This window comes from Telmatospirillum siberiense, assembly GCF_002845745.1.
Lineage (GTDB): Bacteria > Pseudomonadota > Alphaproteobacteria > Rhodospirillales > Magnetospirillaceae > Telmatospirillum > Telmatospirillum siberiense.
The window spans coordinates 74,879-97,838 of the sequence record NZ_PIUM01000009.1 but is presented as its reverse complement, the minus strand read 5'-3'; the positions used below and the strand labels follow the sequence as shown (position 1 = coordinate 97,838).

Genomic DNA, 22,960 nt, shown 5'->3' with positions numbered 1-22,960 from the left:
ATGGCAGATGATATAATGGCATGGCATTCCGGCTTTTAAAGAGAGACTCAACATCTTTCGGAAAAAATTACGCGCTCTACTTATTTATACAACATTCAGCACCATTATGAACGTTCTAGTTTTAAAATTCCGATCAAACAACAGAGTAGCCGGCCAAGTCGTCTTGTAGTTTACGTATATAACGCTCATCTACCGATCATCCCCGACAGGAGCCTTCCGAGATCATGACCACCTCCGCCTCAGCGCCATTTCCCTGGACAAACCCCGCCATCACGCCGGGTCAATCGCCGGAACCGCTGCTGCCGCCCGACCCGGCACAGCTCTTCCGCCGCCGGGCGGATCGCCTGAGGCAACTTGCCGATGGAAACAGCCTGCGGGATTGGCTCCTCTTCGTCGCCGACGTGAGCGACGGACAGCGGGAGGTGGCGGCGCTTCCCGCCGACGCCCCGCCCGAAGGCCGGTGGCGCGCCGATCTCGAAGCCCTCTATCCGCGCCTGCGGCCCCATCTGCCGGCCGCCGCCATCGGCGCGGTGGAAGATGTTCTGGGGCAGGACCCCGGCACCCTGACCGCGCTGGCCAACCGCCTGCACAACGGCGCCCCGACGCCCGCCGACCTGCCGGCGGCGCCACTGGTCATGGCGGCCCTGCAACTGGCATGGACCCGGCACGCGGCCCACATCGCCCCGAGCATCGCCCGCCCCGAATCCACCATGACCACCTGTCCCGTTTGCGGTAGCGCCCCCGTCGCCGGCGTCATTCACATCGGCATGCAATCGGGGGGCTTGCGCTATCTGCATTGCGGTCTTTGCCACACCGCCTGGCACCATGTGCGGGCCACCTGCGTCGCTTGCGGCGATGGAAAGAAGGTCACCCAGCGTTTCATCGAAGGCGACAGCGGCGTCGCACGGGCGGAAACCTGCGATTCCTGCAAAAGCTATTTGAAGCTGCTGCACGCCGACAAGGCGCAAGGGTTGGATCCCGTGGCCGACGATCTCGCCTCGCTGGCGTTGGATCTTCTGGTCGGCGAGGAAGGATACCGCCGGATGGGAGCCAATCCTTTTCTGTTACAGGCAATCTAAGGCTTCTCCCGTTACCTTTGATTCCCTGATGGCTTGAAAGGCAACCCTGGATATTTTGAACCACCAAGACACCAAGGCACCAAGGCGGCGGAAAGTGCCACAGACATTCTCCCGTCCTGTCATCGGCTATCGTCCGGGTGATCCCAAAGGCGCCTTGGTGCCTTGGTGTCTTGGTGGTTTCTAAAAAAGCCGGATCGCCGGGTCTCAGCGGCCGGCGAGTTCGGCCTCCAGGGCCGCCACGAAAACGCGCAGTTTGGGCAGAACCAGCCGGGCGCTCGGATAGACCGCCCAGATCGACAAATCCTCGGGCACAGCCCCCTCAATCGACAAGGGGACCAGGGTTCCTTGCCGCAATTCGTCACGGACGTTCCATTCGGCGATCAGACCGATACCCCCGGCATTGAGACTGGCCTCGAGCAAGCCCTCGATGCTACTGGAGGAGAACCGGCCGCCGACCCGCACCTGGCGCTCCCGCCCGGCCGCCAGGAAAACCCAATGGGTTACCCCGCTCAGCGCCAGGCAGTCGTGCGAGGACAATTCCTCCAGGGTCGCGGGCGCCCCCCTCGCCTCCAGATAGGCGGGAGAGGCGCAAAGTACGCGGGGGCTGCCGGCCAGGCGATGGGCGATCAGGCTGCTGTCGCGCAACTTTGCTATGCGGATGGCAAGATCGACGCCCGACGAAACGATATCCACCACCTGATCGGTCATTTCGAGGTCGATGCGCAATTCGGGATTGGCGCGCAGCAACCGTGGCACCATGGGCGCGATGATCTTCCTGGCGAAGGCCACCGACGCGGTAACGCGCAACAGTCCCGACGCCCCCGACGCCGAGGATCGCAATATCGCCCGCCCAGCGGCTTCGCCTTCGACGAGAGCCTGGGCGTAAGGCAGATAGGCCTCCCCTTCCGGGGTCAGGGAAAGGGAACGCGTCGTCCTGTGCATCAGACGGACGCCAAGGTCCTGCTCCAACGCGGCCAAGCGCCGGGTGGCGACCATCGGCGTGACGCCGAGACGGCGCGCGGCGGCCGACAGACTGCCGGCCGAGGCGGCGGCGACGAGGACGGCAACGCTATCGATGTCCATTATATCGATATCCGATATTCTGCCTTAACAATTTCAGTCAATACCGCATTTTTTGATAAAATGATAGTAATGGCCTTACCGAATTTCCCTGGAAAGGCATCTCCGATGAGCCAGTCACCAACCAATCCCGCCGCCGCCCCGACGCAAGCCCTGGGCGGCGGTCTTACCTTCGCGATGGCGGCGGCCAGCGGCCTCGCCGTCGCCAACATCTATTACAATCAGCCGATGCTGGGAGCCATCGAGGGCGATTTCCCAGGCTCGTCCCTGACCGGACTGATCCCGACCGCGACGCAACTCGGCTATGCCGCCGGCCTGTTTCTGCTGGTGCCGCTGGGAGACATGGTGAATCGGCGGCGCCTGATCGTTACCCAATTCGCCGTGCTCGGCCTGGCGCTGGCCGCCGCGGCGGCCGCCCCGACAGCCGCGCTTCTTCTCCTTGCCTCGCTGCTGGTGGGAGCCGGCGCCACCGTCGCCCAGCAGATCATCCCCTTCGCGGCCAGCCTCGCCAGCCCGGAAAGACGGGGACGCACCATCGGCACGGTCATGGCGGGATTGCTCGGCGGCATCCTGTTCAGCCGGACCTTGGCAGGTTTCGTCGCCACCCACGGCGGATGGCGCGCGATGTTCTGGCTTGCCGTACCCCTGGCCCTGGCCGGCGCGGCCTCCATGGCCATCGCCCTGCCCCGGCGCCACCCCTCATCCTCGATCCGTTACGGACACGCCCTTGCCACTCTTTTCCATCTTTGGCGCGACGAGCCGGCCCTGCGTCGGGCGACGCTGGTCCAGGCGGGATTGTTCGCCTCTTTCACCGCCTTCTGGACCATTCTCGCCCTGCATCTGCAGACGTTCCATCTCGGCGCCGACGTGGCGGGTCTGTTCGGCGTCGTCGGCGCCGTCGGCGTGGCGGCGGCACCGCTGGCCGGACGGCTGGCCGACCGCAAGGGGCCGCAAGCCGTGATCGGGCTGGGCGCGGCCTTGACCGTGGCGGCCTGGGCGGCCTTCGGACTGTGGCATGGCATCGCGGGCCTCGTCGTCGGCGTGATCCTGCTCGATTTCGGGGTACAGAGCGCGCTGGTGTCCAACCAGCACATCATCTACGCGCTGCATCCCGAAGCCCGCAACCGCCTGAACACCATCTTCATGACCGGAATGTTCCTTGGCGGTTCGCTGGGTTCAATCGGCGCCAGTCTGGCCTGGAGCACGGCGGGATGGACGGCGGTCAGCGCGTTTGGCGCCATCCTCGCCCTGGTCGTCCCGCTTCTGCGGATGGGTGGAGGGCGCAAGATCGCCTCCTGCGCGCCGTGAGGAAAAGGCAGGCCCGGGGGCCGGCCGGGTTCCGCTCCCCGGCCGGCCGAACGGGTTACCGGTTGCAGGTCAGCTTGTAGGTAAAGGTTTTCGCCCGGTCCGCGATATCGGCCACCGCCTGGGTTTTCCCGACGCCCCCTTGCTCGAACCGCATACCGTTCGTCTGCAGGAAGGTCTCGACGACACTCGTCTTGATGGCGAAATTGACATTCTGGGGCAGGTCTCCGGTCACCGCCGCCACCCGCAAGGCATTCATCTTGCCCGAGACCACACCGACGACATTGCCGGAAGCGTCGAAAAGCGGCCCACCGCTGTTGCCGGCCTGCACCGGCGCCGAGATCTGCAGCATCCGGCTGTCGTCCTTCACCCCCACCAGGGCGCTGACGATTCCGGTGGCCAGATTTCCCTGCGTCGACAAAGCTCCCGCCAAGGGAAAGCCGTACACCACCACCGGATCGCCCTGCCGTGGAGGAGCCGAGGCGAATCGCGCGTAGGACGGCGTCGCTGACGATATCGTCAGCAAGGCCAGATCATTCTGCGTATCGGCGGCGACGATCTTGGCCTCGGCCTCGTCACCGCCACCCAAGGCCACCTGAATGGATTTGCAGCCGTTCACCACATGGGCGTTGGTCAGGGCATGTCCGGCCTGATCGATGAAAAAGGTGGTGCCGATGATGCTTCCGGTCGCCGGTGATGCGGGCAGCGGCTGATGGCTGACCGGCGCTCCCAGATCGGCGGCGGCGTTGAGCACACCGATATTGAGACTGTTCATCCAGACCGGCCGGGTGACGGTCGCCGCCGCCGGCGTGATGACATGGCTCCCCCCGGCGCGCGTGACCAGCGTCCATTGAATGGGCGAGGCGCCGAAGCGATCCAGCCAGATCTTGTAATCGGCATCGCCGCCGTCGGCATGCGCCGGGTCATCCGAACGCAGGATGCTCACCGAATCGAAGATATGCCCCTTCTCGATCGCCATGCCGTCGGTGAGGACATGGATGTCGTCGGCCCGGGCAATCGTCTCGGCCGCGTCGCCCTTCAACGGGGTCGCGTTCAGCAGCGTGGCCCGGATGCTGGCGATGGAGGGAAGAATGATGACGACGGATCCCCCCAGCCTCTGCGTCGTCGGAATGACCTGGGCAAGGAAACCATCGTCCTTGCGGCGAGCCTCGGCGAGGGCGGCCTCGGGACTGGCAAAGGTTCTGCCATCCATTCGGTAAGTGACGGGCCGGGCCTGATCGGGTCCGCACCCCGAAAGCAATCCCCCCATAACGATGGCGACCGCAGCCGCCCGCCCACCGAGTCTCATGATGCCCCCTTTTAGCAAGGAGCCTATCGCAAATTTCCGATTCGGCAAATGGCTCCGCCGATCAGAGCGGCGCGACCAGCACGCCTTGCGCCGGGCCAGGCCGATTCAGACCGGATTGCTCCTGCGCCACCTCGGCGGACGCAAACCGCTCCGGCCGCCGACAATAAAACAATTCAACCAAAATAAATTACACCCAATAAGTCAGATCAATTTAACGGCGCAACATGTGAACGGTTTTAATAATAACTAAAAAAAGATCGCTACCACTATAAAAATGCTAGACAAAGTGGGGGGCACCCCCGTTACTAAGAGAAATTCATTCAGTCTACTCTTTGGGGGTTTGCATGGGGCTTTCGAGGATTGGCCTTCTTTCCGGCGTATCCGTTCTGACGCTGGTCACCGTCGCATTCAGCTCCTCCGATGCGGCGGCGGCGGCGTGTGATGATTTTTCTTCCACAGCTGTCATAGGATCATCCTCCGGATGCGCCACGGTGAGCTCCGGGTTCTTGACCATCTTCCCAGGAGTCACGCTCTCGGATTCGAGCGGTATCGCCGTGGAGGTGACCGGGAACGCCACCACCATCACCAACTATGGCACCATCACCAACAGCGGCGACACCACCAGCACCACGGTCGCGGGCATCCAGGTCGATAGCGGCGTCCAGCTCTCCGCGATCATCAACACGGGCAGCATCAGCGCCCCCAACCCCATCGTCGTCAGAAGCACCGGCTCTCTCGGGACGCTCGACAACAGCGGGATAATCAACGCCACCGGCTATGCCGCGATCTGGACCGACGGCGGCACCATCGCCACGATCATCAACGAAACCACCGGCAGTTTGATCGGCCTTCACAACGGCATCGTCAACGGTGGCACCATCACGGCCCTGACCAACCACGGCGCCATCAGCGGCACCACCATGAACGGCATCCGCAACGAAAGCGGCGGGGTCATCGGCACCATTACCAACCAGGGCACCATCACCAGCGCGCTTTCCAGCAGCGGGACCGGCCAGCAGAACGGCATCTGGAACAAGGCCGGAGGAACGATCGGCGAGATCGACAACCAGTCGACCGGCACGACGATCGGCACGATCTCGGGCTACACGGCCGGCATCAAGAACTCCGCCACAATCGGCACGATCAGCAACGCCGGCGTCATCTCCGGTGTCAGCGACGGCATCCTGAATGCCGGCACCATCGACTCGATCGGGAACAGCGGGACCATTTCCAGTTCCGCCGGCATCGCCCTATCGAATTCGGGGAGCATCACGACCATCAATAACGCGGCCGGAGCAACCATCATCAGTTCCGCCGCTGCCGCGATCAGTTCTACCGGCACGATCGCCACCCTGACCAACAACGGAAGAATCGCCGGCGCCTACGGCGTCCAGAACAGCGCCCGCATCGACACCATCCAGAATACCGGTATCATCTCGGGCAGCACCTATGGCCTTTACAACACCGGCTCCGCGACGATCGGCTCGATCGACAACAGCGGGACCATCACGGGTTCCGTCGCCGCCATCAACAACCTCAGCGTCAATCTCGGCATCATCACCAACTCGGGCGTCATCGCCGGCGCCATCGTCAACAGTTCCACGGCCAATCTGACCATCAACGGCGGCGTCGGCACCACCTATGGCCTGCTGACGGGCTACAACGGGGGATCGGCCAATACCAGCACCATCGGCACGATCGGCACCATCACCAATAGCTCGTCCGATCTATGGCTGGCTTCCGGCAATATCTGGCTGAATGACAACATTCTGGCCAGCGGCCACACCGTGCACGTCACCAATGCGACAGTGAAGGTCAGCAACGCCATCACCATCACCGGCACCTATTCCCAAACCGGCGGCGGACTCGTGGTCGTCAACGGCGGCTCGATCAATATCTCGGGCAGCAGCGCGGCGACCGTCTCCAACACCGCCATCACCATTTCCGGAAGCAGTCTGAGCGCCGGCACCTATACGATCGTCAATGCCAACGCGGTCGGCACCTATAGCGGCGACACCGTCACCATTACCGGTTCCAGCGGATTGAGCGCGGCCCTTTCGACCGCGGACGGCGGCAACGATCTCGTCGTCACGCTGAGCGGCGCCGCCACCACCACGACCACAAAGGCCACCACCGATTACGCCCGCAAAGGCAATGCCGAGGGCGGCGCCGCCGCGGGGATGGGATCCGCCCTGGACGCCATAGCCGCATCGAGCGGCGGCGAGGCCACGGCTTTCCAAAGCTCCGTGCTTTCCGTCTTGTCCAGCCTTTCCACCAGTGCGCAGCAAACGGCCATAAAACAACTGGCACCGACGCAGATCACCCCTGCGGCGCAGGCGGCCACACAGGCCGCGGCCCCCACCACATCGGTGATCGAGCAGCATGAACTGGCGCTTGCCGGTAATGGCCCGGCGGGCGTCTCGGCGGGCTCCGACGCGCACGGCTACGGTCTATGGGGACAGGTGCTGGGCGGAAAATCCCTGCGCAGCGGCACCAGCGGCGCCGATGGCTACACCGCCAGCAATGTCGGCCTGGTGACGGGGCTCGACCATCAGATCGACGCCGACAGCATGGCCGGCGTCGCCGTCAGTTGGGTGCGGGGTTGGAGTTGGGGGACCGGCAATTCCTCGGGCAGCTACGCCTCGATCGACAGCTATCAGATCACCGGCTACGGCTTGCATCGTTTTGGCCCGGCCTTCATCGACGCCCAGGCGGGTGTCGGCTACAACACCTATAATCAGACCCGCAATATCGGCTTTCTTAATCAGAAAGCGAAAGCCGATTATGACGGCCAGCAATATCTGCTGAAGCTCGGCGCCGGCTATGACATTCCGCTTGCCGGCACGACCACCGTCACGCCTTTGGCGGGCTTGCGTTTCCTGCGCGCCGTCAGCGACCACTATGTGGAAAGCGGATCATCGGCCAACCTGACGGTGGACCGCCGGGGCGTGAACGCGCTCACCCATGACCTGGGCGCCAAACTGTCATGGGGATTGGAAAGCGGCTGGGGACATCTGACGCCGGAAATCCGTCTCGCCTGGACCCATGACTATGTCCAGGGCCCGATCGCCAGTTCGGGGATCCTGGGCGGCCAGGTCTTTACCAGCTCCGTGACCCGGACCAGCCCGGACGGAGGCAAGATGAATCTGGCCGTCACCCTCGACAGCAAGGACGACTTCAGCTTCCGCGCCGAATATGAAGGCGAGATGCGCCCCGACTACCAGAGCCATTCCGGCCTGCTCAAAGCCACCTGGCAGTTCTGATCCTACCATCCCGGTGATCGGCGACGATCACCGGGAACGACGCTCAAAGAGATACCCGCGCCAGCCGTCCGATCTCGGCCAGCATCGCCGCCCGCTTGCTTTCCGGGCCGGGACATTGGGTGATATAGGCGGCGGCGATGAGGGGCGGCCGGCCCTCCGGCCAGAAGACGGCGATGTCATTGCTCGTATGTTCGCCGTTCGCTCCGGTCTTGTCGGCGACCCGCCACCCTTGCGGAAGCCCCGCCCGCAAGCGGTCCAGTCCGGTCTGATTTTGCTCCATCCACGCCGTCAATTGATCGCGGGACGCCGGCGAGAGAACGCCCTTCAGCAGAACGGACTCCAGATTACCGGCCATCGCCATGGGCGAGGTGGTATCGCGCGGATCATCCGCCAGGGATTCGTTCAGCGCGGGTTCCTGTCGGTCCAGACGCGTCACCTTGTCGCCGATGGAACGCGCGAAACGGGTCACTCCCGACGGGCCGCCGATGCTTGCGAGCAGAAGATTGGCCGCCGTGTTGTCGCTTCTGGTCAAGGCGGCATGGCAGAGCGCGGCGACGGACATCGAACGACGGGCATGGGGCTCGGTCAGAGGGGAATTGAAAAGAAGCGGCTTGGGGGGAATGCCCACGGCACGCTCCAGGGCATCCCGATGCCGGTCGACGCGCCGCAAGACGGCGGCGACGAGCAGGAATTTGAAGGTGCTGCACATGGGAAAGCGCTCATCGGCCCGATAGCCCACGCGCGCACCGGTCCCGGTGTCGAGGATCGCCACGCCGAGGCGGCCGCCGTTGACCCGCTCAAGCTCGGCCAGGGATTCATCCAGGGAACCGGCGGCCTTGGCCGTTTGGGCATGAAGAAGACGGGGCAGGGCAATCGCGGTCATGGCGATGAAACTGCGGCGGCTGAGCATGACGGCGCCATATCCTAAAATCGGGGAACCGGCCCTCAACATAGCCGATGCGGGCGAGCCGAGGAAGGTCGGGAAGGGGCATCGATGCGTCGCGTCCAGGCGCAAGCCGGATAGCGGAGCCCTGCCCCTCTTTTCGCCCGCGTTGACGATGACGCCGCCGTCCGGCAGACTTTCCGCAGCGGTTCATTGTCCGTGCCTCCTGGGCGACACGGGCTGTCTTGGCCTATCCACGCCTCGCCCCCGAAAAAAGATCTGCGGCACGACAGCCACGCTCTCCCGTCGGTGCCGGCTTAGGTAAGACACACTGTGTGCATGAAACTATTGTTGATTGACGACTCCCCCACGGACCTGCGTCTTTTGGTCGATATGTTGAGGGGGCGTCATATGCGGGTCAGCGTGGCCCTTGACGGCGACAAGGGTTATCAACTGGCGGCATTGCACCGTCCCGAGCTGATTCTTCTGGATGTCCGCATGCCCGGAATGGACGGCTTCGCCACCTGCCGCCGCCTCAAGGCCAATCCCGCCACCCAACGAATTCCGGTCATTTTCCTGACGGCGGCCAACGACCTGGACGAGCGGCTGGAAGGGTTCTCCCTGGGCGCGGTCGACTATATCGGTAAACCCTTCAGCGAGGAGGAGGTGCTGGCGCGGGTCGGCGTGCATCTGAATTCCATTCCGATGGCCCTCCCTTCCGCCGCCGAAGAAGCATCGGCGACGTCACGCGATGAGGTGCTGGCCCGGGCGGCGCAAAAAATCCTCGGCGATCGAATCGCCGATCCCCCCTCCCTGCAGGAGTTGGCGGAGCTTCTCGGCACCAATCGCAGCCAGATCTCCAAGTCCTTTCTAGCCTCGTGTCATCAGCCGGTATTCGGCTGGCTGCGTGAGGAGCGTCTCCGTCAAGCCTATTCCCGGGTCTGCCGGGGTGATACGTCGATTCTCCTGATCGCCGAACATCTGGGTTATTCGTCCGCGGCGAATTTCACCAAGGCCTTCCGGGAACGCTTCGGCCTCTCGCCGCGCGATCTGCGGGAGGACATGAGAGCCCGGCGACATCTGTCCGGGACATCCCCGGAACCCCGGCAGGCTTGAAGGACATGATGCGGCGGGGATCCTGGAGCGGATCGTTTCTCCTCCTCTCGGTGATGGCGGGGCTTCTCGTCCTGGCGCCGGCGTCACTACGTGCCGCGGAACCCATCGTGGTGACGCCGGTGCCGTTCACCGATCTATCGGACAAGGCCGAGTGGTGCGAAAGCGGCACGGATCTTGATATAGCGGCCATCGTTTCCGGCGGGTGCCACTTCGCGCCGATACTTTCCGGCGCCACGACGCATGGGGCGTCAGCCAAGGCGTTTTGGCTTCGTCTGACCCTGGTCAATCCGGAAACCCGACCGATCGAACGGTGGCTGAAAATCGGTCACCCCCGTCTGAATAAAGTCGGGTTCTTCGTATCCATGGCGGACGGCGGCTGGCAAAGGACGGATTCAGGCACGGATATTCCCCCGGCGCGACGACCGATCTTTTCCTCCGACCCCATCCTGCCCGTAATCATCGCACCGGGAAAAAGCCGGACCATCCTGGTCCGCGTCGTCTCCCGGACCACCATCGACCTGACCCCCACCCTGTGGCGGAGCAATGCCTATCTGGAGGAACACAACCGAACGGAACTGCTTTATACGCTGAGCATCGGGGGACTCGCGGCGACGGCCCTGTTCACCCTGATGATCTATGTCCAGTGGAAAAACCAGGCCTATCTTTACTTCACCGCCGGTGAACTGGCGAAGATCGTCAACATCGCCAGTTACACCACCCTGTTGCCGACATATCTGTGGTCGGGGGCTTACGATGTCCGTGTCCAGACCGTGGCCGTGGGATGCATCGATATTTTTCTTGGTCTGTTCGTCCGGCATTTCATCGGGAACTTCGAGCGGTATCGTTTTTATCACAAAATGTTGATGGCCTTGGCCGCGAGTGCGGTGCTGGTGGTCGGATGGGCGTGTCTCGTCGATTATCGCGTCGGCATCCGCGCCCTCGTGTTCGTGACGCTGTTGGTCGAGCTTGGCGCCGTCATGTTTCTCTGGCGCGCCTGTCGCGACGGATTCCGCCCCGCCATTTTCCTGCTGGTTCCCTATACGATTTCCGTCATCGGCCATCTTTACGCGTTCCTCGTCTTTTTCGGCGGCGGCACTTACGGGGTGCGGACCATCTGGTATTTCTGGGGCTTCCTGATAAGCGCGCCGGCGGCGCTGTGCGGCATCATGGCCCATAAGAACGAAATGCAGCGCCACCTTCTGGCGGCGCGGGCGGAAAGCGCCGCCCGGCTGGAATTCCTTGCCCACATGAGCCACGAACTCAGAACCCCGCTCGACACCATCCTGGGGACCGCGCAATTGCTCACGCGGGTGACCACGCGGGCACGTTTGGCGGAAGGATTGGCCGACATCTCCGAAAGCGGCAGGCATTTACTGAAAATGATCGACGATATTCTCGATCATGCGCGCGGCCTGGCGCACAAACTGACGATGACCCGCGATCCGGTGGATTGGCCGGCGTTCCTGCGTTCGGTGGAACACAGCGGCCGGATACTGGCAGCCGGGAACGGCAACGACTTTTCCCTGCGAGCGAGCGAAACGCAGCCGGACGGCCTGTTGATCGATGAACACCGGCTGCGCCAGATCCTCGATAATCTGCTGGCCAACGCGGCCCGCCACACCAAGGACGGCTGGATCCGCGTGGACTGCGCAGCCCGTTGGGCCGGGGAAAGACTGCGCCTCGATTTCGCGGTGGCGGATTCCGGCGAAGGGATTCCGCTGGCCGAACAGAAACGCATTTTTCTGCCCTTCGAGCGCGGCAGCCGGGCGGCATCCCGCGACGGCGGCAAAGGCACGGGCATGGGCCTGGCGATCTCGCGGCAGTTCGTCGAAATGATGGGGGGGCGACTGACGGTGGAAAGCCGCCCCGGAAGCGGCGCCTGTTTTCGTTTCCACATCCTGGCGGAGCGCGCCGATGCCGCCGAAATAACGCCGATCCGCGCCGAACAGCCGACCCATTCCGGCTATCTTGGCCCTCGACGCACCATTCTTCTGGTCGACGATCAGGAAAAAAATCGCAGCATTCTCGCGCGCCTCCTTCGGGAAAACGGGTTTTCCGTCATCGAGGCGGACAGTGAACGGACGGCGATCGAACAGGATGCTGCGGCGGTGGATGCGGTTCTCACCGATCAGTTCATGGCCGGCGGCGGCGGTTGGATGGTCCTGCGCGAAATGACCGCCCGCCGGCCGAACCTACCGGTGGTGCTGATTTCGGCGGCGCCGCCCGAACGGCCCGACGGTATCCCGGACAGCGTGGCGTTCACCGCCCATCTGCTAAAGCCGCTTGATCACGCCCTGCTGGTGCGCCGCATCGGCGAGCTGCTCGGCCTGACCTGGATTCAAGCCGTTTCCCCGGCGCCGCAGTCCACCCCACCCGTCGCCCTCATCCATCCCGATCCAGCCGAAATGCGAACCCTGCGCGCGATGGTCGACAACGGGCAGGTGACCGAGATCATGGCCTGGGCGAACGACTTGAAAAAACGCGACCCGCGCTACGCCGCCTTCGCGGAAACGGTCCACGAGGCCGCCTGCCAGATCGATCTGCCGGCATTGACCAGCCTGACCGGGTGACCCTTCCGGTTCAGAAGCTCCAGGTGGCTTTCAGCAGACCGCTGTGGCTTTGGTAGGCGGGCCGTTCCTCGCCTTCATATTCGGCCTTCAGCGTCAGGCTGTCCGACTGGGCAAGCGTCGCCGACAGGGTGAGGCGCGCCCCATCGGCCGCCGTGCGGGCCACCGTGCTGGTGAAGGCCTCGCCGCCCATCAGGCCGGAGGTGGCGATCGGGCCTTGCGCATAGTCGTGCACCCAGGCCAGATGCGCCTCCGGCGTCAGGGCGCCGAAGAGCGTGGCCACGGCCCAGCCGACCTTGACCCCGAGGTCCTGGGTCAGGGACTGGCTGCCGCGACGGCGGATGGTCAGATCGTCGGCCGAGCCATTTTCCCGGTAGCCGTCGCTGACGGCGCGCAGGAAGCGCAAGCCCACCATCGGCGTCAGGGTGAGGCTGTTCACCGGGATGTCGTAGCCGCCGCTGATCTTCGCCAGATAATGCTGGCCGTCGTAATCGGCATGCGCCTGCTGGCCCAGGAAGCCGATGGAGCGCCGCTGGTTGAAGCTGTCATAGCCGACGCCGACCTGCCCGTCGAGGAAGGCCGGCCCGAAGCGATACAGGCCATAGGCGGTGAGTTGGTAGCTGTCGGCGGTGGTGAAACTGCCCGAGGATGCGCCCAGGCCGGCGCTCCAGCCGCGCAGCCAGCTGAGCGCCGCGCCGACGGTGGTGTCGGCGTCGGCGTGGAAATCCAGCCCGCTCATCAGGCCGAAATCGCTGGATTTCGCCCCGTCGGCTCCGGCGGTGGCGCCGCGCAAGGAGTATCCCCCCAGCATCTGCCCCCACAGGCCGTAAGGATGGACGGCCGATCCCGCCGCCATGCCGGTGGCGCCATTGCCGTCGTTCAGCGTCAGCTGATGGGTTTCGATGGCCTGGACCACCGGTTCGGTCTGCGCCGCCACCTGGGTGGCCGGCGTGATCTGGCTGGGCGCCAGCTGCTTGACCGCCGCCGCCTGTTCCGCACCGGCCAGGGTGTTCAGCGGCACCAGCACATTGTTTTGGAAGGCGAGCGCCGTGGCGCTGGTCGAGGCGGCGATGGCGTCCAGCGCCGCACCGACGCCGGACGCCGCGCCCCCCGCCGTCCGGCCCAGCGCCGCATAGGCGCCAGGCGAAGACGAGGAAGAGGAAGAGGAGGACGAACCGCTGACCAGCGTTACCTCCAGCGTATTGCCGATGGTGCTGGTGGACGCCTTCAAGCCGCTGGTGCCCGTCACCGTCACGCTGTCGTTGCTGTAGGTGCCGCTGGTCCCGGCCTTGACGATGGAGAAGATCTCGCCGGCGCTCAGGCTGACGCCTGAAATGGTGATGGACGCCCCGGTCACCGTGGCGCTGCCGGTCACGCGCAAATTGCCGTAACTGGCCGCCGAGGCCACCCCGATGACCAGCCCGCCGCCGGTCTGGTTGTAGCTGCCGGTGATGGTCCGGCTGTTGGTCAGCTTCAGCGTTGCCCCGCTGTTGATGACGCTATAGGCGCCGACGTTGATGTCGTCGTCCAGCCACAGATTGCCCGAGGCGAAGGTCAGGTTGGAGAGCGTGCTGGTGATGGTGCCCGCCGTGTCCGCGGCATAGCCGCTCAGGGTACCGAAGACGGATCCGCTGCCGCCGTCGATGGTCAGGGCGTTGGAGGTGTCGTTGATGATGTTGCCGGCGATCACCCCGCTGTTGGTGATCACACCGATGCTGCCGATGACGGTGGCGCTGTTGGCGGTGTAGGAGAAATTATTGATCGCGGCGATGCTGCCGCTGATGGTCCCGCTATTGATCAGCGTCCCGATGCTGCCGCTGTTCCAAATCCCGGTGTGCCCGCCGTGGACGAGACCGCTGTTGGTGACCGCATCGATGCTGCCGCCGTTGTTAAACCCGCGGCTCCCGCTGAGGATGCCGCTATTGGAAAGCGTTCCGATCCCGCCGCCGTTATAAACCCCGGTGCCGCCGCTGATGGTGCCGCTGTTGGTGATCGTCCCGATGCCGCCGCCGTTATTAACCCCGATGCCCGCACCGCTAATGGTGCCACTGTTGACCAGACCGCCCAACGATCCGGAGCTGGCCACATAAAGACCATAGGTGGTGCCGCTGATGGTGCCGCCGTTGGAGAGCGTCGCGATGCTGCCGCCGATGTAATCGTTGAGATAACCGACCACCAGATTGGTGCCGCTGATGGTATCGGCGCTGACGGCCAGACCAGTCAGGCCCGAGGTCACCGAGGCATCGCTATAGGACGAACCGGATGACGCGCTGATCAGGGTCTCGGTCTCGCCCACCAGATAGTTTCCACTGCTGGCCAGGCCGGCCACCACTGTGCCGCCGGTAATACTGGCGTAACCGCTGACGACCAGTTCGCCGGACCCGTCCAGCGCCAGGGTGCCGGCGGTCTGCGTGTAATTGCCGGATACGGTAACGATGGTGGACAGGGCGAGCGCAGCCCCGCTGTTGGTGACCGTGTGGCTGCCCACATTGATGTCGTCGTTCAGCAGAAGGTTGCCGGAAGCGAAGATCAGATCGGACGCGGTGTTGGTGATGACCCCCTTGCTGCCGGCGGCATAGCCGGTCAGGGTGCCGATGGCGCCGCCGCCGCCGCCATCGATGGTCAGTGGGTTGGCGTTGGTGTTGAGGATATTGCCGGCGATCACCCCGCTGTTGGTGATCGTACCGATGCTGCCGATATTATAAATCGCGTAGGTGCCGCCGGTGATGGTGCCGCTGTTGGAAAGCGTCCCGATGGTGCCCCACGAAGTAAACATGGCAGTCGAGATGATGGTGCTGGTAACGGTGATAGCGATCCCGACGTGACTGCCGCTGATGGTGCCGCTGTTGGTAAGCTGCCCGATGCTGCCGTCGATTTTAACCCCAGTGCCCTCGCCGCTGATGGTGCCGGTGCTGGTGATGGACAGATCGCCAGAATTCCAGGTGCAGCCTCCAGTGGATCCCGAGATAGGAGAGCCACTGCAATCGGCCCAGGCGACATCGATCGGCGCCATTCCGGCGAGCACCGCCAGCACCGAGGCACCGGCCAACAATCCATTCCGTTTCATCGCTTCTTTCGCCCCACATGATCACGATCGACGGCAAGCCAATACGCATCCGACGGGATTTCCCGGTCGGATGTCGCAGAGACAAATGCCATAAGAAGCGTAGGGCCTTCTGAAACAGCGTGCTGTTCCCAGCGTCCGGGAAAGTATTCCTGGCGTAAATTTTTTAAGTTTTTTGACGGTTTTTGGTTGTGGTCACCACTCATACCGGCGAACGCTTGATCTGACTCAGCCGGGCTTGCCAAACGGCAAGGATCATGAATCACTGAGGTTCCACCAAATACGGGGGGAACCATGTCGGGTCGGCTCAATATATCGGAAGCAATGACGGGGGCGGAGCTTCGGTCCTGGGCGCGCCATTGTGGCAATGGCCGAGCGGCGGCGCGGGCGTACGCCATAGCGAACGCGCTGGATGGCCTGAGCCGAGCTGAGGCTGCCCGGGCTCGCCGGGATGGAACGGCAGGCGTTGCGGGATGCGGTGACGCGCTACAACGCCGAGGGGATCGCAGGGTTGTTTGATCGCCCGAAGGGGCATCGCCCCGAGTGGCTGACGGAGGCCGAACAGGCAAGCCTGGCCACCGTCATCTTCAAAGGCCCAAAGCCTGAGGCGGACGGAGTCTGCACCTGGACGCGGGACAGCCTGGCGATCTGGATTTCGGCCAAGTTTGGCAAGACGCTGCATCCCGGAAGCCTGAGCCGGATTCTGCGACGGATGGATATGTCGCGCCAGAAAGCGCGTCCCGTCCATCCCAAGACCGACGCCAAAGCGCAGGAACGCTTTCAAAAAAGGGCTCCGCGACGCTGTAGCGGCGGCAGAGTCCGCCCACCCCGGCAAGCGAATCTCCTTGTACTTCCAGGACGAAGCCCGTGTCGGGCAGAAAGGGCGACGGTGCCACCGTTGGTGGCTCAGGGGACAGCGTCCGCCAGGGCTCTGCGACCATCGTTTCGATTGGACCTATATCTTCGGTGCCGTTCAGCCCGTCACCAGAGAGGGTTTCGCCCTCGTTCTTCCCGAAGTCTCCACCCGCACCATGACGCTATTCCTGGCAGAATTCGCCAAGACACTGCCTCCGAACGAACACGCCGTCATGGTCTTGGATGGTGCCGGTTGGCACGCCAGCAATTCCCTGGCTACTCCCGACAACATCACCCTTGTCCCCCTTCCGCCCTATTCCCCGGAAAGCAATCCGGTCGAGCGAATCTGGCTGTTCTTACGCGAGCGCTTCCTTTCATTCGGCCTCTGGGCCGATCGAGAGGACATCATTGACGCATGCTGTGACGCCTGGAACGCACTCATCGCCGACACAGACCGGATCAAAACCCTCTGCTATCAGCCGTGGCTGCAGAAGGTCATTTCATAGGTTCGCCGGTATCATACCAACTCTCGGTGATCGAAACCGATCACCGAGCCCTCAATCGCCGGGCGGGTTTCTCCGAAACCCTGGGCTTCGCGCCAACGCCCTGCGCGCTTCGCGCACATTCCCGATAATTGCCGGCAAGGCCGGCGGGGCGCGGGCCCTTTTGCGAAAATGTCACGCTAATGCGGCTTGACCCGGCGCCCGCGCGAAGGGATAGCTTTCCGCCGGCCCGCTTCCCAGGATAAGGATCTCCCGTTTGAGAGCGTTCTCCTCTTTCGATCTCGCCTCCCTGGGCGACAGCTTCGTCGTTCTGGCCGTGGCTTTCGTCCTCGGCACCGTGATCGGCCTTGAGCGCCAATACCGTCAGCGCACGGCGGGATTGCGCACGAATGTCCTGGTGGCGCTCGGCGCCGCCGCCTTCGCCGACATCGGCATGCATCTGATGGGAGGAGAGGGCGCCACCAGGATCATCTCCTACATCGTCTCGGGCATTGGCTTTCTCGGCGCCGGGGTGATCATGAAGGAGGGAACCCATGTACGCGGGTTGAACACGGCGGCGACGCTCTGGTGTTCGGCGGCGGTGGGGGCCTTCTGCGGCGCCGGATATGCCGCCGAAGCCATCCTGCTCACCGGCTTCGTCCTGGCGGGAAACACCCTGCTGCGCCCCTTGGTCAACCATATCAACCGCAAACCGATGGACGAGCGGGTGACCGAGGCCAGCTACCGCGTCCATGTCGTCTGCGACCCGTCGGCTGTGGCCGACGTCCGCGAACTTCTGTTCCGTGAATTGGAGGGCGCCAACTATCCGATCCGCGAAATCGAGATCCTGTCCGAAGGCGAGGACGAGGTCGAGCTGGCGGCGGTTCTGGTGCCGAACACCGCCGAACCGGACGAACTCGATGCCGTAGTCGCCGCCTTGGGACAACGCGAAGACGTCGCCAGCGCCGCCTGGACGGTCAGCACGACGAATTGACGCGGGCCGCGCGCGAGGCGTCGGCCGGCCGCTACACCGGTGAGCGCGCCGCCTCCTTGCCCTTGGCCGTCGCCCGCCCTCCCCGGCCGCCACGGCGATCAACGATGCCAAACCAGGTGAGATAGGCCGCCGGCAGGAACAGCAGCGTCAGCAGCGTCGCCACCACTAGGCCGCCCATGATGGCATAGGCCAAAGGCCGCCAGAACGATTCCGAGGCGATCGGAATCATCCCCAGGATGGCGGCCGAGGCCGTCAGCAGGATCGGCCGCATGCGATGGCAGGTGGCGTCGACCACCGCCTGGGCACGCTCCATCCCCCCGGTGATATTGTGTTCGATCTGGTCGATCAGGATCACCGAGTTGCGGATGATCATGCCGATCAGGGCGATGCATCCCAAAGTGGCGACGAACCCCATCGGAGTATGGGAGGGCAGCATCGCCGCCACCACTCCGATCAGTCCCAGCGGCGCCACGCTGACCACCAGCAGCAGCCGCTGGAAGCTTTGCAGTTGCACCATCAGCACGGTCAGCATCAACAGGACCATCACCGGCATCACCGCATTGACCGAAGCCTGACCCTTGGCGCTTTCCTCCACCGTTCCGCCGGTCTCGACGCGGTAGCCGGCGGGCAGGCCGGCGGCGAAGCGCTGGACGGCCGGGGCCAGACGTTCGACCAGCGTCGCCGGCTGGATGCCGCCCGCCACATCGCTGAGCACGGTCAGGGTGGGCAACCTTTGGCGCCGCCAAACGATCGGTTGCTCGATGCCATAGTCGAGCTTGGCCACTTCGCCCAAGGGAATGCTGCGGCCGCCGCCCAGCGACAACTGGAGCTGGCGCAGCGAGTCGAGATCGCCGCGTTCGCCGGAAGGGGCACGGAGCTGGACGTCGATCAGATAGGTGGCGTCGCGCAATTGCGAGATGGTCTTGCCGCTGAACAGGGTCTGCAACGCCTGCGCCAGATCCCGCGAGGTCACCCCCAGCAGCCTGGCCTTGTCCTGATCGACCTTGAGCCGCACCGTCTTGATCGGCTCGTTCCAGTCGAAATGCACCGTCCGCGCCGCCGGGTCGGCGGCGATCACGCTGCCCAGATCGAACGCCGCCTGGCGCACGCGCTCCGGGTCCGGACCGCTGACGCGGTACTTTAGCGGCCAGCCGACGGGCGGCCCCAGTTCCAGCGGCGCGACACGGACCATCGCCCCCGCCGCCGACAGCTCTTCCGACATTTCCCGCTGAAGCCTGGCCGCCAGGGCGTCGCGCTGATGGACATCGCGGGCGATCACCACGGCCTGGGCGAAGTAGTCGTGATCGAGTTGCACGTCCATCGGCAGATAGAAGCGCACGGCGCCCTGGCCGACATAGAAGCTGAAACCGGCGACATCCTTGTCCGCGGCCAGCCGCGTCTCCAACCGCTCCACGGCCTTTTCCGTGGCCCGGATCGAGGCGCTTTGCGGCAAGGTGACGTCGAGCAGCAGTTCAGGCCGTTCGGAGACCGGAAAAAACTGCTGTTCGAGCCGCGTGGCGCCGGCCAACGACAGCAGGAAAAGCGCCAGCGTGCCGCCGATCGTCCATCCCCGATGGCGCAGGCACCAGAGCAGGACCCGCCGGAAGCCGCCGGTCACCCGTGTCGCCACGCCACCCTCGGCCTGAGGCTTGGGACGCCGGGGCAGGATCACCACCCCGATCAGCGGCGAAAACAGCACCGCGACGAACCACGAGATGAGCAGCGCAATGGCGATGACGGCGAAAATGGAAAAACAATATTCGCCGGAACTGCTGTTGGCGAACCCGACCGGCACGAAGCCGATCATCGTCACCAGCGTCCCCGTCAGCATGGGGAAGGCCGTCGAGCTGTAGGCGAAGGTCGCCGCCTTGAGCAGGGAGAAGCCCTCCTCGAGCTTCTTGATCATCATCTCGACGGTGATCATGGCGTCATCGACCAGAAGACCGAGGGCGATGATCAGGGCGCCCAGCGATACCCGCTGCAAGTCGATCCCCGCCATCTTCATACCGACGAAGGTCGCCCCCAGGACCAGCGGAATGGACAGAGCCACCACCGCGCCGGCTCTCAGGCCGAGGCTCAGGAAACTGACGGCGAGAACGATGATCACCGCCTCGGTCAACGCCTTGACGAAACCATGCACCGATTGGCTCACCACCTCGGGCTGATCGGCCACCTGGGTGACCTCGATGCCGATCGGGCGGTCGCGCTCCAACTCCGCCATGCGCCGGCGGATGTTCTCGCCCAGGCGCAGATTGTTGCCGCCCTTGGCCATCGACAGGGAAAGACCGATGGCCGGCTTGCCGTTGACCCTGAACATCGGCTGGGGCGGATCTGCGAACCCGCGATGGATGTCGGCGACGTCGCCCAATCGATAAAAGCGTCCGTTGCTGCGCAGGTTGATCGCCGCCAGATCGGCCTCGTCGCGGAAACCGCCGCTGACCCGCAGCAGGATGCGCTCGCCCCCGCCCTCCAGCACGCCGGCGGGAGCCACCGCGTTCTGCGCGTTCAGGCTGTCGATCACCTGGGACTGACTGATGCCGAGATTGGCCAGCCGGCGGCTGGAAAATTCCAGGGTGACCCTTTCCTCCTGCACCCCGATCAAATCGATCTTGCCGACGTCGGGCAGGCGCAGAAGCTCGGCCCGGACCGTCTCCACATAGTCCTTGAGGTCGCGATAGCCGAAACCGTCGGCGGTGAAGCCGTAGATCACCCCGAAAGTGTCGCCGAATTCGTCGTTGAAATAGGGACCCTGCACGTCGGGCGGCAGCGAATGGGCGATATCACCCGTCTTCTTGCGGACCTGATACCAGAGATCCGCCACCTGGCCGGGGGGCGTCGAATCCTTCAAGGTGACGAAGATCACCGATTCGCCGGGGGCCGTATAGCTTTGCAGATAGTCGAGCGACGGCAGTTCCTCGAGCTTCTTTTCGATGCGGTCGGTGACCTGATTCAAGGTTTCGTCGGTGGTGGCGCCGGACCACAGGGTCTTGACCACCATGGTCTTGATGGTGAAGGGCGGATCCTCGTCACGCCCCGCGGTGGCATAGGCCCAGACGCCGGCGACCGCGCACATCACCATCAGATAAATCATCAGGGAACGGTGTCCCAGCGCCCATTCGGAAAGATTGAAGCCCTTCATGGCGCCGGCTCCGAAGCCGCCAGGCGGACCTTCTGTCCGGGACGCAGGAATTGAATTCCCGCCGTCACCACCCGGGCCCCTTCCGCCGGGCCGCCTTCGACCAGAAGACGCTCGTCATCCATCTGGTACAACGTCACCGGAACCAGCGACACCGTCAGCCGCTCGGGCTCCACCACCCAGATCGCCGGCTTGCCGTCCTGCTGGAACAGGGCGGCACCGGGCAGTTCCGCCAGACGCCGTTCGGGGGAGGCGAACCGGACCACCGCCGACATGCCCAGGCGCATGTCGGGTATCCCGTCCGGCAACGCCACCTTGACCGTATAGGTCCGCGTCACCGGGTCGGCGGCGGGCGAGATTTCCGCCACCGTTCCCCTGGTCTTGACGGCGGGAAAATCCAGCAGGGAAACATCGGCCTTACTGTTCAGCGGCACCGCGCCGATCGCCGATTCGGCCACCGAGACCACCGCGTCCTTGCGATCGAGGCGGGCAAGGCGCGCCACCAGTTGTCCGGCGGAGACGACCTGCCCCGCCTCCGCCCCCAATTGGGTGACGGCGCCGTCCTCGGGGGCGCGCAAGGTCGCATAGTCCAGCTGGTCCTTGGCCAGCCGGAGTTTGGCGGCGGCGGCGGCGGCGGCGGCTTCCGCCGTCTGCCGCGCCTGCCGCGCCGATTCCAGTTTCGCCTGGGTGGCCCAGCCGTCCTGGTGAAGCGCGATCTGGCGGCGTTCCTCGGCCGCCGCCTGGTCCAGGGTCGCCTGCGCCGAAGCCAGATCGGCCGAGGAGGCGCGAAGCTGGTTGCGCTGGTCCTGATCGTCCAGGGTGGCCAGGACCTGCCCCTTATGAACGATCGTCCCCAGTTGGACGGAACGGACGAGAACGCGCCCGGAAATCTTGAAGCCCAGATCGCTTTCGTAATGGGGGCGGATGTCGCCCACCAGGCTGGGCAGATCGGCCAGGGATTGATAATGGATCTTCTGCGTCCTGACCGGCCTGATTTCCGGTTCGGGAGCGGAGGTTGAGCCATCGCAGCCGGCCAGCCCCCAAAGGCAGCAGATCAGTCCGGCGCCGACCGCCAAGGTCCAAGGCTTGCGCTTGCTCATCGCCCTTCTCCCTCGACGATTCCCCGGCGGAGTCCGCCAAGGGCGGCATCCATCACGGTCGACACCAACAGACCGGGCGGACGGAACGGAAAATCCGGGCAGGTGTTGTTGAGAACCACCACCCCGTGGACCGACGCCCACACGGCCTGCGCCACCAGATCGGCGTCGTCGGGTCCGGCGATCAATCCCCGCCCGATCGCCTCAGCCACCCTGTCTCGCAGAACGAAATAGGGCGATTGGTTTTCCTCCCGGCTGTAGAAATCGTCGTTCATGGAATCGTCATCCCACAGGAACAGCACGCGGAACCGCAGCGGATCCTCGATGCCGAACGCCGCATAGGCCGCGCCCAAGGCGCGGATCGCCTCCAGCGGATCGGCATGGGCGAGGGAAATGTCTTGCAGGCGGCGGGTCAGATCGTCCTTGGCGTCGCTCCACAGACCGCGCACCAAATCGACCTTACTGGGAAAATAGGCGTAAAGCGCCGAGGCGGTCAGCCCCACCCGGCGGCCGATGGCGCGCATCGAGACGGCCTTGATTCCGTCCCCGTCGAACAAGGTCCGCGCCGCATCCAGGATGCGGCACCGGGTCTGGGCTTTTTCCTCGTCGCTTTGCGGCGGCCTGGGCATGGCGGAAATCCTCTGCGGCGAACATTCATGAACATGTTCAAAGAACGCGTTCTGAAAACCTTCTACCGTACTCCGCCGCCGACGTCAAAAGACAAAACTCA

Annotated in this window: 16 protein-coding genes and 1 pseudogene; 8 read left to right on the top strand and 9 right to left on the bottom strand. The window is 64.2% G+C overall.

Annotation, left to right across the window (positions count from 1 at the left end; genetic code table 11):
- Positions 1 to 224 precede the first annotated feature (224 nt).
- Positions 225 to 1,079: a formate dehydrogenase accessory protein FdhE gene (locus CWS72_RS10180; RefSeq protein WP_101250490.1), complete on the top strand. Its 855-nt coding sequence runs from the start codon at positions 225 to 227 to the stop codon at positions 1,077 to 1,079.
- A 204-nt stretch (positions 1,080 to 1,283) separates the two neighbouring features.
- On the opposite strand, the gene CWS72_RS10175 is transcribed toward CWS72_RS10180, so the two are convergent.
- Positions 1,284 to 2,162: a LysR family transcriptional regulator gene (locus CWS72_RS10175; RefSeq protein ID WP_101250489.1), complete on the bottom strand. Its 879-nt coding sequence runs from the start codon at positions 2,160 to 2,162 to the stop codon at positions 1,284 to 1,286.
- A gap of 105 nt (positions 2,163 to 2,267) precedes the next feature.
- Between CWS72_RS10175 and CWS72_RS10170 the strand changes: the two genes are divergently transcribed.
- Entirely contained in the window at positions 2,268 to 3,467 is a 1,200-nt protein-coding gene (locus tag CWS72_RS10170) for an MFS transporter (protein ID WP_101250488.1), read from the top strand.
- A 55-nt stretch (positions 3,468 to 3,522) separates the two neighbouring features.
- On the opposite strand, the gene CWS72_RS10165 is transcribed toward CWS72_RS10170, so the two are convergent.
- Together CWS72_RS10165 and CWS72_RS27765 are read right to left on the bottom strand one after the other, a co-directional pair.
- Entirely contained in the window at positions 3,523 to 4,773 is a 1,251-nt protein-coding gene (locus tag CWS72_RS10165) for a S1C family serine protease (protein WP_101250487.1), read from the bottom strand.
- A 325-nt stretch (positions 4,774 to 5,098) separates the two neighbouring features.
- Entirely contained in the window at positions 5,099 to 5,239 is a 141-nt protein-coding gene (locus tag CWS72_RS27765; RefSeq protein WP_158240582.1) for a hypothetical protein, read from the bottom strand.
- Positions 5,240 to 5,264: 25 nt separating this feature from the next.
- On the opposite strand from CWS72_RS27765, the gene CWS72_RS10160 reads away from it, so the two are divergent.
- A complete protein-coding gene (locus tag CWS72_RS10160; RefSeq protein ID WP_146002703.1) occupies positions 5,265 to 8,036 on the top strand; it encodes an autotransporter outer membrane beta-barrel domain-containing protein in 2,772 nt (923 codons plus the stop codon).
- A 43-nt stretch (positions 8,037 to 8,079) separates the two neighbouring features.
- Here CWS72_RS10160 and bla read toward each other — a convergent pair whose 3' ends face one another.
- Positions 8,080 to 8,946 (bottom strand): class A beta-lactamase, encoded by an 867-nt coding sequence (gene bla / locus CWS72_RS10155; protein WP_101250485.1) that lies wholly within the window; start codon positions 8,944 to 8,946, stop codon positions 8,080 to 8,082.
- A gap of 312 nt (positions 8,947 to 9,258) precedes the next feature.
- Here bla and CWS72_RS10150 point away from each other — a divergent pair, with 312 nt between their 5' ends.
- Positions 9,259 to 10,035 (top strand): response regulator transcription factor, encoded by a 777-nt coding sequence (locus CWS72_RS10150; RefSeq protein WP_101250484.1) that lies wholly within the window; start codon positions 9,259 to 9,261, stop codon positions 10,033 to 10,035.
- Between the two features lie 5 nt (positions 10,036 to 10,040).
- On the top strand, positions 10,041 to 12,605 hold the full coding sequence (locus tag CWS72_RS10145; RefSeq protein WP_241911671.1) for a hybrid sensor histidine kinase/response regulator: 2,565 nt from the start codon (positions 10,041 to 10,043) through the stop codon (positions 12,603 to 12,605).
- A gap of 10 nt (positions 12,606 to 12,615) precedes the next feature.
- Here the strand turns inward: CWS72_RS10145 and CWS72_RS10140 are convergent, their stop codons facing one another.
- Together CWS72_RS10140 and CWS72_RS27415 are read right to left on the bottom strand one after the other, a co-directional pair.
- A complete protein-coding gene (locus CWS72_RS10140; protein WP_101250482.1) occupies positions 12,616 to 15,669 on the bottom strand; it encodes an autotransporter outer membrane beta-barrel domain-containing protein in 3,054 nt (1,017 codons plus the stop codon).
- Positions 15,666 to 15,932: a hypothetical protein gene (locus tag CWS72_RS27415; RefSeq protein ID WP_146002702.1), complete on the bottom strand. Its 267-nt coding sequence runs from the start codon at positions 15,930 to 15,932 to the stop codon at positions 15,666 to 15,668. The genes CWS72_RS10140 and CWS72_RS27415 overlap by 4 nt, the downstream gene beginning before the upstream one ends.
- Positions 15,933 to 16,117: 185 nt before the next feature.
- Between CWS72_RS27415 and CWS72_RS28780 the strand changes: the two are divergent.
- From CWS72_RS28780 to CWS72_RS10125, 3 genes and pseudogenes are all read left to right on the top strand, one after another.
- Positions 16,118 to 16,441: pseudogene (locus CWS72_RS28780) on the top strand (winged helix-turn-helix domain-containing protein); the annotation flags it as partial.
- Positions 16,383 to 17,027 (top strand): IS630 family transposase, encoded by a 645-nt coding sequence (locus CWS72_RS28370; RefSeq protein WP_101250481.1) that lies wholly within the window; start codon positions 16,383 to 16,385, stop codon positions 17,025 to 17,027. The pseudogene CWS72_RS28780 and the gene CWS72_RS28370, both read left to right, overlap by 59 nt.
- A 253-nt stretch (positions 17,028 to 17,280) precedes the next feature.
- Complete coding sequence (locus CWS72_RS10125) at positions 17,281 to 17,997, top strand: MgtC/SapB family protein (protein WP_101250480.1); 717 nt, start codon at positions 17,281 to 17,283, stop codon at positions 17,995 to 17,997.
- A gap of 31 nt (positions 17,998 to 18,028) precedes the next feature.
- On the opposite strand, the gene CWS72_RS10120 is transcribed toward CWS72_RS10125, so the two are convergent.
- From CWS72_RS10120 to CWS72_RS10110, 3 genes are read right to left on the bottom strand one after another with little or no spacing between them, the layout of a single operon-like run.
- Positions 18,029 to 21,136 (bottom strand): efflux RND transporter permease subunit, encoded by a 3,108-nt coding sequence (locus CWS72_RS10120; RefSeq protein WP_101250479.1) that lies wholly within the window; start codon positions 21,134 to 21,136, stop codon positions 18,029 to 18,031.
- Complete coding sequence (locus CWS72_RS10115) at positions 21,133 to 22,233, bottom strand: efflux RND transporter periplasmic adaptor subunit (RefSeq protein ID WP_101250478.1); 1,101 nt, start codon at positions 22,231 to 22,233, stop codon at positions 21,133 to 21,135. Before CWS72_RS10115 ends, CWS72_RS10120 begins: the two co-directional genes overlap by 4 nt.
- The gene (locus CWS72_RS10110) at positions 22,230 to 22,859 is read right to left on the bottom strand and encodes a TetR/AcrR family transcriptional regulator (protein ID WP_101250477.1); all 630 of its coding nucleotides are present in this window, start codon (positions 22,857 to 22,859) and stop codon (positions 22,230 to 22,232) included. Before CWS72_RS10110 ends, CWS72_RS10115 begins: the two co-directional genes overlap by 4 nt.
- Positions 22,860 to 22,960: the final 101 nt, after the last annotated feature.

Coding starts and splice junctions, on each gene's coding strand:
- CWS72_RS10140 (WP_101250482.1), bottom strand. CDS start 15,669: ATGAAACGGAATGGATTGTTGGCCGGTGCCTCGGTGCTGGCGGTGCTC.
- CWS72_RS10175 (WP_101250489.1), bottom strand. CDS start 2,162: ATGGACATCGATAGCGTTGCCGTCCTCGTCGCCGCCGCCTCGGCCGGC.
- CWS72_RS10170 (WP_101250488.1), top strand. CDS start 2,268: ATGAGCCAGTCACCAACCAATCCCGCCGCCGCCCCGACGCAAGCCCTG.
- CWS72_RS10110 (WP_101250477.1), bottom strand. CDS start 22,859: ATGCCCAGGCCGCCGCAAAGCGACGAGGAAAAAGCCCAGACCCGGTGC.
- CWS72_RS10120 (WP_101250479.1), bottom strand. CDS start 21,136: ATGAAGGGCTTCAATCTTTCCGAATGGGCGCTGGGACACCGTTCCCTG.
- CWS72_RS10150 (WP_101250484.1), top strand. CDS start 9,259: ATGAAACTATTGTTGATTGACGACTCCCCCACGGACCTGCGTCTTTTG.
- CWS72_RS10145 (WP_241911671.1), top strand. CDS start 10,041: ATGATGCGGCGGGGATCCTGGAGCGGATCGTTTCTCCTCCTCTCGGTG.
- CWS72_RS10180 (WP_101250490.1), top strand. CDS start 225: ATGACCACCTCCGCCTCAGCGCCATTTCCCTGGACAAACCCCGCCATC.
- CWS72_RS10165 (WP_101250487.1), bottom strand. CDS start 4,773: ATGAGACTCGGTGGGCGGGCGGCTGCGGTCGCCATCGTTATGGGGGGA.
- CWS72_RS10115 (WP_101250478.1), bottom strand. CDS start 22,233: ATGAGCAAGCGCAAGCCTTGGACCTTGGCGGTCGGCGCCGGACTGATC.
- CWS72_RS27765 (WP_158240582.1), bottom strand. CDS start 5,239: ATGACAGCTGTGGAAGAAAAATCATCACACGCCGCCGCCGCCGCATCG.
- bla (WP_101250485.1), bottom strand. CDS start 8,946: ATGCTCAGCCGCCGCAGTTTCATCGCCATGACCGCGATTGCCCTGCCC.